Raw genomic sequence first — 12,896 nt, 5'->3', positions numbered from 1 at the left:
GCTGTCTATTCTTTTTGATGTTATAAAAGCTTGGGTATGTGCTCATTCTGTCGGGAGGAATGTCATGGATAATTTGACTGCAAGGCGAAGCTTAACTACCAATCAACAACTTATGGTAAACGCAGAATTTGAAAAACGAAAAAAATCAAAACTGATTACCTATCTTCTGTGGATTTTTTTAGGCATCTTCGGAGGTCATCGATTTTATAGCGGTGACAATGGAATTGCTATTGGTATGATCGTTGTTTGTGTCATCAGTTGGTTTCTTATGTTTATTCCAATTACTGTTTGGGCCATTATTGATGTTTTTCTCATCGGAAAACGCATTGATAAGCTTAATGAACAGTTGGAAACAACGATTATTCAAAAGGTAAAAATGATTAACATTGTAACAACTACATAAGGTTGTGCAGGCACTGTATAGGAAATGAAGGCAATTAATCAGGTTTAGTGATAATAAAAAGCTCTCTGGACGTTTAATCGGCCTAGAGAGCTTTTTTGAATATAGAGATTTATAATAGGAAAATATGGCGTTTGTGCTGTTACATCATTTTCTCAATAAATTGTACAACTTCACTAGAAGCCCGCTCTAGCTCTGCTTGATAAGCTTTAGCTCGATGTTTATCGCCATTCTGAAGTGCGACAGCAATCTCTTTTGCTAAGCGATGGACATTGTGATGCGCTTTCTCAAAACCAGACTTTAATGCTTTTGGAACACGATCTTGCTCTAGCTTATACCAACGCCCTAATCGACATGCCGTATGATCTATCACTTCATGAGGATTTAATACCTCAAATCCATAAATCGCATTGTATACCTTCCACACCCACCAAAGATGATCTTGAATGACGACCTGCTTTAACAAATCAGGATGGTCATGCCAATCATGTTGCTTCCCATACTCCTCAATGTTGTATAGCCTATTCTGATTTATTTTTTGCGAAAGCGCATTCACTTCTATTCCCATATTTCGCAAGGATTCACTAGATTCTGAAATCTGTTCCACGATATTATGTATATGCTCGTCAATTTCGCGCGTAGCTGCGGCTTGTTCCTCCGTAATGGATGCGATATTACTGGTCTGTGTCTCAATACTGCGCATCTCCTCAATCATATGCCGCAATGAAACCTCCGCCTCCGTAGCCTGATGAGCCCCTACTGCCACCTGCTGTTGTGTTGCTTGCACCTGTTCACGCATTGTCAGAGATGTTTTCATGACCTCTTCCATATGAGTAGAAATATCCGCCAGAGCACGCTTCGTCTCCTCAGCCAGCTTTCTCACTTCCTGCGCAACGACAGCAAAGCCTCGCCCATGCTCACCCGATCTTGCTGCCTCAATCGAAGCATTCAGCGCTAGTAAATGGGTTTGGTTAGAAATACTCTGAATGGTATCAACAATTTTATGTGTTGAGATGATACCCTGTTGCAAGCTGTCGAAGGTATTGTTCATAGAACAAACGGAATTTTCTACCTCACGAAAGATAGCCAGCGATTCACTGATACTCTTGCCACTTTGATATGCCTTGTTTGTTGTCTCTTCGGTAAACTGCGCCATTTTGCTTGTACTTTCGGCTACGTCGACTACCGAACAAGCTAATTCCTCGGAGGATTTACTCACGTGAATGGCCCGCTTCGTTGTCTCTTGTAGCTCGTCTAAAAGCTTGCCGCTTTGACTTAGCTTCATATTTTGTTCGTAGAGACCAATGCTTGTAAGCAAGTGATTATGTGTATCAGCTTCTATCAATGGATGTGTACGGGCCACAGAATTCATATTGGTAGATGCTATAGCTGGTGAAGTGCCTGAAGAAAAGCGGATTTTCGTCTGCTGCTTATCTACTTCTGATGATTCATGTGCTGGTGATGGTTTTTTTTTATTCCAAATTGTAAACAAGGTAACTCCTCCTTAGGCTTGTTGGGCTTGGGCATGATCGATATTCGATCGTATAACTGGGTAACTCGTTTAAGTGTTTTCTGGATTGGAAATCGGAATTACTGGTCGATTGTAGCAAATAAGTTAGTAAGAGGTATATTTCCGTTCCTTTCCAGTTGTCATCAATGTTATCGGAATATTTTAGTCTTATATTTATAATATGTACATGTTTGAATGATAAATGGCAAAATTTTAAGTTTTTTTGTTGCATAAGAAGAAGACACTATGCTATACTTTTTCCATAAGTTCACTAAATGTGGGCCCTTAGCTCAGCTGGGAGAGCGCTACACTGGCAGTGTAGAGGTCGTCGGTTCGATCCCGATAGGGTCCACCATCATTTTTTATCATAGCCAAGATTAATCCAGATTCTTATCCTTGGTAATTCGCTAAGTTCAGAGGAGAACGATCGGATCATTCAACGGCTTACACGCTTTTATAAAACGTTTCTTTTCGGTGTTAGTTCACTCTTCACTCACCCGTGAATATACCGAAAAGGAGCGTTTTTGTTTTGGCAGTAAGGGACTTACTCTTATTGCCCCCAGCTAGGCCAAAAAAGCATCATCCTTTCTATGAGTATAAAGAAAGAATGATGCTTTTTTTGTATGTAGATATCTATTTTCATGATAATGACGATAAGCTGGAGCTGGAGCTACATCGATACCACTTAACATTGGTATACTTTACACAGTAACTGGTTGAGGGCAAACTCATTAAGCTCAGCTAGATTACTTACGTCTTATATGTGATTTATAATTCAGGCTCTTTGTTTTCAAGCTTTTGAAGCATCGCTCGTAATTGTTCTACCATGGAAGCTGGAGCTTTCTTTAGTGATCCAGTATCAAACGGAGGCATAGGATCGTATTCCATAAGCAGTTGGATTGATTTGCTCATCTCTTCTCCTGATTCCCATGCTACTAGCTGGAGGGCCATGTCGATACCGGAGGAAACACCGGCCGCTGTAACGATTTTGCCCTGCCGAACCACTCTCTCATCAGTTGGGATAGCACTAAGGGACCGAAGTAAATCTAAGGAACTCCAATGACTGGTTGCCTTCAATCCCTTTAGCAAGCCTACCGCACTCAAAATCAGAGAACCGGTACACACCGATGTGGTCCACTTCGTCGTCTTATGTATTTTCCGAATCCAATTCAATGTGTCTTCGTCATTCATCAAAGACTTATAGTTAGGAGGGCAACAACCAGGGACGACAAGAATATCAGCCGATGTAACCTCAGAAAAACTAAAATCCGCATGCAAATACCCCATTTTAGAATCAAGCTTGATTAAACCCTTATCTTTGGCGACAAACTTCACTTCGTTGCCCTTTACACCAGCAAATACTTCATACGGCCCTATTGCATCTAGCGCAGTAATCCCATTGTAAAGCATAATTGCGACTTTCATGATATCTCTCCTCCAACATAATGATTTATCAACTCAAAATCATTGTACTATACCCCTCTATAGTATATTAGTGTCGGTTTTGTGAAGAGCACATTTCCACGTTGGGGCTTCTTTCGTTGCTGATTACTCAATCCCGACTACATCATTGTCATAAATTCCCTAAAAAACATTTTGTTTTGACATCTGCATGACTTCTTTCTTTTGTAAAATGACAAGGGTTAGCCAAGGAGTTGAGGTTCTAAATTGTTAGAACCGGAAAGAATTTCAGCATTTTTCTATTCTTACAACAGACAAACTTCTTGCTTTGGTACAAAATTCAGCACTAGAAAGAACGATTACTTGGAGGGATCTTGATGTTTAAAAAGAAGGCAATTCTCGTATTATCCTCTGCTCTATTAATTGGGGCACTACCTGCGACAACTGATGCAGCTGTTATGAAAAAAACGGTACAAGCTACGTATAATAATGTAAAGGTAAAACATAACGGCTATGAGGTTTCAACTCCAACCGAACCATTTATTGTGAATGGCACAACTTACATTCCAATCCGTATGATGGCAGATGTGTTCAACAAAAACGTGGATTGGGATCAAGCAACCTACACAGTATCTGTAACAGACCGTGAAGACCCAACCTTCTCTTCATTGAAATCTCAATTGGCTACCAAAGACGCTAAAATTGCTGATTTGGAAAGAGAATTACGGGATGCTCAAGATGAATTGGATAAAAGCAAAAAGAGTAGCAAAAGCGACGATTTAGACGATCTTGAATATGATATCCAGAAAAAATACGCTGACTGGGAAGATATTGACTGGGATATTACCTTATACGGTGATGAAGATGATATCGAAATCACGATTGAGTTCGATAGGGACGAGGACGGAGACCTGTACGATGATCTAGATGAGGATGATTTAAAGGATTTTGTAACAAAGATTTGTAAAATGGTATGGAAAGATTCTACCTTTGAAGATGCAGACATTACAGGTACCATTACTGATACCGATGAAGATGAAGATTTGTATGATTTCAAAGGAAAAGCATCCACTGGTAAGATTACGCTTACGGAAAACTAATAAAGCTAATATAAGAAAGGGCGACCTATTAGGATCGCCCTTTCTCATGTTAATTTCTACTTCCCATTATAATTCCCATTTATGTAACAGCAAGGTACTTCTCTTCCTGGTTACGTAAAGGGGATCTTACTCATTATTCAGGATACCAACTATATGCTCTATCTCAAGAGAAATTCTTTATTCCTTTTCAAGATACTCTTTTTTCAGTAACGAAAACATGTGTAAATCAACATACTTTCCTTTTGATTTTTGGTGTTCTCGTAGCAGTCCTTCGTGCACAAAGGAGAGCTTATTTAGAACCATCTTTGAATTGACATTCTCTGGTTCAACCTTTGCCTCAATTCGATTAAGCTTATGGACATCAAATCCATAGCGAACCAGCGCCTCTAGGCCTTCTCTAGCATAGCCCTTCTTCCAAAATGGTCTCCCCAAATCAAATCCAATCTCAGCTCGATTATCTTCTCGATCTATATAATTAAACCCGCAAGTTCCAATGACTTGGTTTGTTTCCTTTACTACAATGGAATAACGATATGCTTTCCCTTCCTTCCCTAAATCAAGGAGGAGTTGTATCATTTCTTTAGCTTGATCAACCTGTGTAAAGGAAGAGATGTTCATATGCTTTGTTACTTCCTCATCTGACCAATAGCGATATAAAACCTCTGCATCTTCAAGCGTCATTTCCCTTACTAGCAATCTGTCTGTTACAATGATTACTTCTGTTTTCATGGTCTTACCTCCAATGTTTTATACGTTGAGTAAGAAAAGACCATCAGCTACCTGGCATAACTCATTCCCTTCATAAGAAAAATATAAAGCTACAGACATTATTACGTATTTCTTCTTTTATAACAAGATATTTTTCTAATTAATCCCAGCTTACTTCCTGAACTTTCTCATAACCTGACTACAAATAAAACTCCACAGAGAATCCTTCTGTTCTCTGTGGAGTCATGTGTATCCTCTGCTCCTTAGACATACAGTCCTTCTTAGGCGTCAAACCTTGCAAAGGTAGCAGAGCTGCATTTCTCCTTTCCTATTCGCTCGAAACAAAGCGTTGTGCAAATAAGCTGATCAGTGCAGCCGCCTCCTGACGAAGCATTGGCTGCTTGGATTTATAATCGATTTCTCCTCGACTATTTGGTTTAACCTCTGGACCGTACAAGCCCTTTGAGACTACATAGTTAACGCCATCCATAGCCCAGGAATCTGTTTTGCCGCTCAAAGACACTTTTGCAGAAGGAGGTACCTGTTTTTTATTGGCCACCCGCCAAACGAGTATTGCCGCCTCTTCTCGGGTAATTGGTCTATTTGGCTCAATTCGTTGATGATTTGGTTTTTCTACGAGCCCGTAATCTAGAGCGCTTTGAATTTCCCCAGCGTATTCATTACCAGGTAAATCCTTAAACATTGGCGGTTTTTTAGAAGGCGGAACTCCTATAACCCGTAGTAATTGAGCAATAAATTCTCCCCGAGTAATTGGCTTTTCGGGGTGAAACTTATTGTCGGGAGTTTCAACTAGATACCCAAGCTGTTTAGCATCGTAAATATATTTGGCAAATTCGTGGTCTTTGGCGACATCACTATATGGTTTTGGCTCCGGTCTCTTTTGCGCCCAGCTATCCACCTTATTGTAATAAAAATAGTCAACTGAGCCATTCGGATTTACTTTAAACGCAGCTTTCATTCCTTGCTCATCTTCAAACAAAAACGGGTCCTTTTGCCGAAACTTATGATTACCCAAAGGGTCTTTAACCATCAGTTGTCCGTCATCTAATACATTGACTCGAAACACCCAATACGGGGAGCGTAAATCCTGATAAACGCCGACAAAGCGTTGCAGCCCTTTTTTGGTGGTTTGTACATCTACCTTATCTTCTACTGGTTTTGGATAGTAATGATCCATAAACGCTTTGAACAGCTCTTCACGAAAATTCGCCCCATCTCCATTAAAAACAACAAATCCCCCCACCTTCTTTTCGGGTAAAAGCCACATCCAAGAATGGTATCCAGGCAAATCCCCGCCCTTGCCTATCACAGCTTGTTGATTGTAATGGTTTTGGAAAAATGTTTCGAATCCGTATGCGCCATTTTGAATTTTAGGGTGGAGATTATGGCGAACCTGATGCATGGTTTTTGCCGTTTTTTCCTGCAAAATCTGTTTCCCTGCAAGCTTACCACCATTAAGATGAGCGATCATGAACTTCGCCATGTCACCTGCAGTCGATAGCATACTCCCGTCTGGTGCATCTGTAGGAATCGAGCCATATTCAGGAATTGGTTTTTTTGCGCCATCATATGGAGTAGCCAGATTAGCATGTATATCGGGTCTCATGATAAAACTACTGCTATTCATGCCTAGAGGTTTAAAAATATGATTTTCCACATACTGATGAAATGGTACACCAGTCATGCTCTGTACAATGTATCCTAGCAAGACGAAAGCATAATTGTCATACCGAAACACCTCTCCAGGATTGGATACAATGCTTGGAGCATTCTGTTTAACAAATTCATCCAATGGATAATACTTGTTGGGTGATTCTGTATCCATAGAAGGAAGATCGGTATACTCAAAGCCAGTCATATGTGACATTAAATGATCCAAGGTGAGCTTTTTGCCTGTTTTATTGTTGAGATTGAAATCCTTCAGGTACTCCTGAATGTCCTTATTTAGGTCTAGCTTATTTTGTTCAACGAGCTGCATAGCTGCTGTGGACGTGAAGATTTTAGAAATCGAAGCGATACGAAATACAGTAGAGTCTGGATCAACAGGCCGCTTTTTCTCCAGATCAGCATATCCATAGCCTTTCTTGAACAATACTTGGTCATCCTTCACGACAACAAAAGCAGCACCGGTGAGCTTTTCTTTGATTTTGGGACGGTTGAAAAATTGATCAGCAAACTTCTCTACTTCTTTTGCATTCGTGGGCCCAGTCGGGTTTACTTTCGTCTCCGCTGCATAAATCATCGGTGTAGCAATCAGTGAAAAAATAAGCAGGGTCAGACCTAGTACCTTACATATTTTTAACCGAAGCATTTCATGGATAGGCATAGATACTCTCCTTTTGGTTTTATTTTCACGTACATGGCCGTTTCGTCCGACATTCCATTCGTTCTGAGTTCGTCTAGAAGATCACAAGATCACTCCTTTTGTAAGAACTGACATGCGTTATTCTTTTGTGAGCTGTGAGATTTCTATCACGAAGCTACAAAAATAGCTGTCGTAACCAATAAAGCTTATTCCCGTTCGTTGTATGCTGATTAGAGTCATAAAAATGTGTTTTATTCTACATCACTGTGGCTTTAGTGAGGTGATGGCATAGGCTTTTTCTTGCCTATCCTACGGGGTATAAGTCGAGGTAAACATTAGGTTGTGCTCCCTGCTCTGTATTATTAATCTGTTCGAATGCCAGTGAATCACTTTTCCTTTATCGCGAGCACATTAACAAGAAACACTCATGGCAATTCGAGGCGAGGGATCATTTCCCGAGAGGAAGCGAGGGCCATACCCTCATGCTTAAGAGGGAGGGCTTCGCAATCAAACGAATGCTTTTATACAAATCAAAAATTCCTCCATCTGTTCTCAGGCTACAGGTCAAGGATTTGCGAGGAAGCTATGGTAAAAGGTAAAAAATCTATTCCTTAGTTTGCTAAAAGAGTAAAAGGCATATGCGTAATAGCTTGCCACTCTCCAATAGACATCAGAAAATCCTTATAGAAGCTTTTCATACTTCTTGGTCGTAAACAAAAAGCTAGTATAAAAAGTAATCGGATTAGAGAGATTTCTGATTTTTATGGATTTAATTTACATAATTTGATTTTAAAGGTAACATAGTTGTTGTAATATTCAAAAATGTAAGGAGGGCTTCCTTGATGAAAAAAGCTGTCTCAACATTATTTGCTTTCTCTTTAGCTCTTGGGATCACAGTAACACCATTTTTACCAGCATCAAGTGCAATGGCTACACCAGCCAAACACTCTAGTAACGTCACAGCATCAATTCGCACCTCTAATGAAACATGGAATCTTGGGTCACATATCAGAATAAGCACGAAGGATGGCTGGTCGCAAAAAGTATTTCAAAGTCGTGAGGTTATCAGGGTTGAATACGATAGTAGTACTCAGTTTAATAAATTTACCGCAGTTCAGCCTGGCAATGCGTCCATTTATGTCTACAAAAACGGTACATTGAATTATATCCGGAATATAACTGTTCCCTACTAATCAGGATTAGATACAGGATTGCATACAAAAAATCTCTCTGATCGATTAGAGAGATTTTTGGGTTCAAATATAAAATTTAATCTGAAGATATTCACACATTGGTATTTTACTACCTGCCAATCTTTTCATGATAAATCCACGCTGCAGGATCGTTAGCGAAATCGTCTAGAGACGATAAATTCAACTGCCGGTAAAATAACGGTTGATGCACAAAGCACCAGGAACAAAGACATATTTTTTATGGGCTGATGAGAATGGAACGGAGCTTCCTCGCATAGGAAAACAATAAGAATTACGATCATCAGAGCAAAATAACTAATCTTGGCACTTTTACATGTGATTAACTGACCTAGCTCATCCCGTTGCTCTTCTGCTGAATTCCATGAAATTGTATTGAAAAAAAACATCAAAATAATGGGGATACTAATCAGGTCACTGAATCCTAACTGCTGACCCTGCATATATTTAAAAAGGTTATAGCCTACGATAGCAAGCACTGCGATCCCCGAAATAATTCCCCCAATAAGTCTTTTATTTCCAATTGGCATCTGACGCACTCCTCATCCTTCATTGCTAGTCTTATGACTTTTCATTTTTTAAACAAAAAAATGGTATCAACACTACCGCCCAATACATAAGAAAGCTGGAAAGCAAGAACCAGACTGGGATCGTATTTGTTATTTTCAATTGCATTTATCGTCTGCCTTGAAACATCGCATGCTTTGGCTAAATCATCTTGGGACAGCCCAAGCGCTTTCCGATATTCCTTTATCTTATTCTCCATGAAATCCCCTCTCAAAAATGTAAAACACATTTGACATCATCTTACTAAGAAAGGAATGTAAATGTCAAATATATTTTACAAAACTTTCCCCCTGCCTGCTCCCTCTCAATCATAGGATGAATCCAGATTGACTACACAAAAAAAATGCCTGAGAGCGAACATTTCTTCGCTTCAGACAGCATTATCAGCCCATCAGCTCGCATCTAAACATAGGGGCCGTTCTATTCCGATATTTTTTCCATGCTAGATAAAATACTCTACTTTGGATAAATCTCCAGTAAAGACATGCTCATCGGTAGTTTAATCGCCCTGTGAATAAACAATCCGCTTGCCTCGCATAATTGGGAGTATTCTTCCTGCGTCCGTTCCTTTCCTCCCAGTAGAAGTAGCATTTGTAAATCAAGGAATTTCGCAAAATCTTTTGAGTCTCCTTCTTCAATGACGGAATCAATCACTAAGAGTTTACTGCTATCCCCCATTGCTTCTCTACATTGCGTAAGAATTTCAATCACTTTCTCATCATTCCAATTGTGTAGGATATGCTTGAGAATATATAAATCTCCGCCTTTTGTAATCTCTTTGAAAAAATCACCTACTACAAATTCGCATCGATCGGATACTTGTGCCTTATTTAGGTTAGCTAAAGCGAGTTCACGCGCATAAGGCTGATCAAATATGATCCCTTTACTATCCGATGCTTCCTTTAAAATCGCTGTAAGTAATTGTCCATGATTACCTGCCACATCTATGATTTGACGATAAGAGGAAAAATCGTAATTGGCTAGGATTTGTTTAATCTGTCGTTGTGTATTATGAGACATCGCTAGATTAAAGATATCTCCAGCTTTTTTGTTCTCTGATTGATTTAAATATTCATAAAAGGATTGCTTGAAGGTTTTCTCGAAGGATGATTCGCCTGTTTTTACACTCGTCAGTAATTCCGGTAATAGGTTCCACATTGGTTGTCCACCTAACATCAATGCCATGGAATGTAGTGAACCCTCCACATCACTTCTTAACCATTCAGCCATTGGCGTCAACTCAAAGATTCCCTTTTCGCTTTCTTTGAAAATATCCATGCTAGTTAAGGAGCGTAGTAGACGATAAAGAGCTGATTCATCTGTCTGTGTTACTTGAGCTAGTTCACCAATACTTTTTGCCCCATCCTTGAGATGGTCAGCAAGGTGTAAATCTGCGGCTACATAGATCGCTTGAAACATGAAAGGCATAAATAGTTTCTCAAGAAGAGCTACATGTGCCGGCATTTCGGCTGTATCCTTTTCCTTTAAAAACATGAACAAGCACCTCCCATTGTTTAGATGAAATATTCATAATTATAACTCTATTGTCATTAAATGTATATTTGTAAAACAAAAAAAGACGCACAAAAATGTGAATAGTAGCTTCTCCATGCAAAATCCACGTTACATGTTTTTTTACATAAAGACGTTACGTTCATCATCTATGTTACGTCTTACTATTTGTGAGAGATTGATTACCTTTAATCCACTGCAAGCTTCTTTACAATCGAAACAAACTCTAGCAGCTTATCCTTTGGAGCGAGATCCGTACCGGTTTTTGCCATCCTAACTGTATCTGGTCGTTTTTCCCATACACGTAGCGCTCTCTTGATGATGACCTTTCCGAGAGCTGGCAACTGAGACAATACCGATTCAGCAGCGGCTTGCTTACTCACAACTTCACCGGTGCGCATCGTATATAGAATCCGGCAAAGCGTTAGTACCGCAAAAACCTGGTCATGTAGACCTCGATTAAAATAATGCTCCCTATTTATTTCAAAATACAGTAGGTTCCCAATCATGTTATTCGCTAACTCTGAGGCTGAAACCTCTGGTATTATTTCAGTTGTAGCTGGTCCTAGCAAAGGGATTCCATGATTACGTAATAATAGTAATGTAATGGCGTTCCAATCTCGGGGCGATTTGACTAAATAAGCCCCCTCAAAGCACTGGGCGCATTCGCAGCGATTATGTAATGGTAGCCGATGTACCGCGAGGAAATTTCCTTCTAGCTTAGCGAGAATTGGATATATAGCCATCTGATCGAAAAATAGCTTTTCGATCAGCCACATATCCACCTCTTGTAAATCGCCATCTGTAACACAGAGGAAATCAATATCACTCTCGCCAGGAACATACGCATCTAACGCAATAGAACCATATAGATAAAAGCCGATGAGCTGTGATCCAAGGAGATTTTGCAGCCCATTCAGAAAGCTTTGAAGAGGGCGCTCAATTTCGTTTGGCAGCTTTTGTACTCTTTTAGAAGAGTGAGACGCAGCAAGCCGATCATCAGAATGGCAAGAATCAAACGAATGGTTAGCGTTTCGATAGGCCGCTGAAGATAAAAATCCTTTTCTTTTGTTTCCACGTATCAATTTATCAAAACCGACATTCGTAGGCGCAGAAGAAGCATATACATCATCTGGTGCCGACTGATCGGATAAATCTTGAAGTACGCTTGTGGTTACATATGCAGTTTTACTAGGTTTTGACCAAGTCATTTCCATCATCCTATAATTCTATTGAATAGTGAGGCGAGTAAATTGTTACTGTTCCTAAAAAAAGGGATGCTACGCGTGGGAGTCCCTATTTTTTTATTGGCCATCCTATGGTTTAGCTTCATCTTTTATAGAATGGCTCAAGTAGAACGTTCCGCTGTGCCACTGCCTGCCGATGTTGCGATTGTCCTTGGCGCCGCTGTCCATGGTGATCAGCCCAGTCCCGCCTTGGCAGAACGTTTAGAAAAAGCATTCGAGCTTTATCAGCAAAAATACATAAAATCCATTATTGTTTCTGGCGGACTTGGAAAAGGGAAAGAGCATAGCGAAGCTGATGTTATGAGTACTTATCTTTTAAAGAAAGGGGTCCCTGCCTCCAGCATCTACCTAGAAAACAAGGCTGTAAATACGCTAGAAAACCTCAGCTTCAGCCAGAAAATCATGCAGGAAAATGGCTATCACACAGCATTGATCGTAAGCCATAATTATCATTTAATGCGTGCCATGGAAATGGCCAATGTATTAGCAATGGATGCATACCCGGTTGGAACCGACTCAGCAAGCATCTATATCCCTTACTATCGTGTGAAGGAAGGCTTTGCGTATACCAAATGGATCTATCATAAGCTTTTGGTACTGCCTGCCCAAGAAAAGGCGAAGGGAAATAAATAGTTTCCCTTCTTTCATTTTCGGTCAGATGTTTTAAAAACAACAGAGACTGAATTCCCATGAATTCATGCAAAAATATCTATATATTGCTAGATGATTTTTCATATTCTTTTAGAATACCGTACTTTTTTTACATTAGCCGCTATTTTTTTCACTAAAAGTGTATTTCACCTAGTTCTTTACTCATATTACCTATTCATTTAACTAAAAAGTCATAGTCTTTTTGGATTATGTGTCTGATATCCCTTCCATTGCAGAACTAAGCCGTCTTTTTTTAAAAATGT

Annotated in this window: 13 protein-coding genes and 1 tRNA gene; 6 read left to right on the top strand and 8 right to left on the bottom strand. The window is 39.8% G+C overall.

The features are described 5' to 3' along the window. Window positions 1–64 precede the first annotated feature (64 nt). Window positions 65–403 carry a TM2 domain-containing protein gene (locus tag GOP56_RS20825; RefSeq protein ID WP_022584535.1) on the top strand — a complete coding sequence of 113 codons (339 nt, stop codon included), beginning with the start codon at window positions 65–67 and terminating at the stop codon, window positions 401–403. 139 nt (window positions 404–542) lie between these two features. On the opposite strand, the gene GOP56_RS20820 is transcribed toward GOP56_RS20825, so the two are convergent. Further along, window positions 543–1,892, bottom strand: coding sequence for a methyl-accepting chemotaxis protein (locus tag GOP56_RS20820; protein ID WP_163246523.1), 1,350 nt, complete (start codon window positions 1,890–1,892; stop codon window positions 543–545). A 297-nt stretch (window positions 1,893–2,189) separates the two neighbouring features. Here GOP56_RS20820 and GOP56_RS20815 point away from each other — a divergent pair. Together GOP56_RS20815 and GOP56_RS20810 are read left to right on the top strand one after the other, a co-directional pair. After that, window positions 2,190–2,265: transfer RNA gene (locus GOP56_RS20815), tRNA-Ala, on the top strand. A gap of 174 nt (window positions 2,266–2,439) precedes the next feature. Next, complete coding sequence (locus GOP56_RS20810; protein ID WP_163246522.1) at window positions 2,440–2,622, top strand: hypothetical protein; 183 nt, start codon at window positions 2,440–2,442, stop codon at window positions 2,620–2,622. Window positions 2,623–2,678: 56 nt separating this feature from the next. Here GOP56_RS20810 and GOP56_RS20805 read toward each other — a convergent pair whose 3' ends face one another. Further along, entirely contained in the window at window positions 2,679–3,335 is a 657-nt protein-coding gene (locus tag GOP56_RS20805) for a DJ-1/PfpI family protein (RefSeq protein ID WP_163246521.1), read from the bottom strand. Window positions 3,336–3,688: 353 nt separating this feature from the next. Here GOP56_RS20805 and GOP56_RS20800 point away from each other — a divergent pair, with 353 nt between their 5' ends. Continuing rightward, window positions 3,689–4,411, top strand: a complete 723-nt coding sequence (locus GOP56_RS20800; protein WP_003339082.1) for a copper amine oxidase N-terminal domain-containing protein — start codon at window positions 3,689–3,691, stop codon at window positions 4,409–4,411. A 177-nt stretch (window positions 4,412–4,588) separates the two neighbouring features. On the opposite strand, the gene GOP56_RS20795 is transcribed toward GOP56_RS20800, so the two are convergent. Further along, window positions 4,589–5,140 carry a GNAT family N-acetyltransferase gene (locus GOP56_RS20795; RefSeq protein WP_101667542.1) on the bottom strand — a complete coding sequence of 184 codons (552 nt, stop codon included), beginning with the start codon at window positions 5,138–5,140 and terminating at the stop codon, window positions 4,589–4,591. 307 nt (window positions 5,141–5,447) lie between these two features. Next, complete coding sequence (locus GOP56_RS20790) at window positions 5,448–7,466, bottom strand: serine hydrolase domain-containing protein (RefSeq protein ID WP_163246520.1); 2,019 nt, start codon at window positions 7,464–7,466, stop codon at window positions 5,448–5,450. Window positions 7,467–8,287: 821 nt separating this feature from the next. Between GOP56_RS20790 and GOP56_RS20785 the strand changes: the two genes are divergently transcribed. Next, the gene (locus GOP56_RS20785) at window positions 8,288–8,638 is read left to right on the top strand and encodes a BLB8/JUQZ-1 family protein (RefSeq protein ID WP_163246519.1); all 351 of its coding nucleotides are present in this window, start codon (window positions 8,288–8,290) and stop codon (window positions 8,636–8,638) included. Window positions 8,639–8,790: 152 nt separating this feature from the next. Here GOP56_RS20785 and GOP56_RS20780 read toward each other — a convergent pair whose 3' ends face one another. The 4 genes from GOP56_RS20780 to GOP56_RS20765 all read right to left on the bottom strand — a co-directional run bounded on the left by GOP56_RS20780 (window position 8,791) and on the right by GOP56_RS20765 (window position 11,946). Further along, window positions 8,791–9,186, bottom strand: a complete 396-nt coding sequence (locus GOP56_RS20780) for a hypothetical protein (RefSeq protein ID WP_101667540.1) — start codon at window positions 9,184–9,186, stop codon at window positions 8,791–8,793. 41 nt (window positions 9,187–9,227) lie between these two features. Next, window positions 9,228–9,422: a helix-turn-helix transcriptional regulator gene (locus tag GOP56_RS20775; RefSeq protein WP_101667539.1), complete on the bottom strand. Its 195-nt coding sequence runs from the start codon at window positions 9,420–9,422 to the stop codon at window positions 9,228–9,230. A gap of 257 nt (window positions 9,423–9,679) precedes the next feature. Next, window positions 9,680–10,717, bottom strand: a complete 1,038-nt coding sequence (locus tag GOP56_RS20770) for a methyltransferase (protein WP_163246518.1) — start codon at window positions 10,715–10,717, stop codon at window positions 9,680–9,682. Window positions 10,718–10,923: 206 nt separating this feature from the next. Continuing rightward, window positions 10,924–11,946, bottom strand: coding sequence for an aminoglycoside adenylyltransferase domain-containing protein (locus GOP56_RS20765; protein WP_254068491.1), 1,023 nt, complete (start codon window positions 11,944–11,946; stop codon window positions 10,924–10,926). Window positions 11,947–11,988: 42 nt separating this feature from the next. Between GOP56_RS20765 and GOP56_RS20760 the strand changes: the two genes are divergently transcribed. Then, window positions 11,989–12,615 (top strand): YdcF family protein, encoded by a 627-nt coding sequence (locus GOP56_RS20760; protein WP_254068489.1) that lies wholly within the window; start codon window positions 11,989–11,991, stop codon window positions 12,613–12,615. Window positions 12,616–12,896 lie beyond the last annotated feature (281 nt).

The organism is Brevibacillus sp. 7WMA2, from assembly GCF_010748895.1.
Taxonomy (GTDB): Bacteria; Bacillota; Bacilli; order Brevibacillales; family Brevibacillaceae; genus Brevibacillus_B; species Brevibacillus_B halotolerans.
This window is presented reverse-complemented; position numbering and strand designations above follow the sequence as displayed.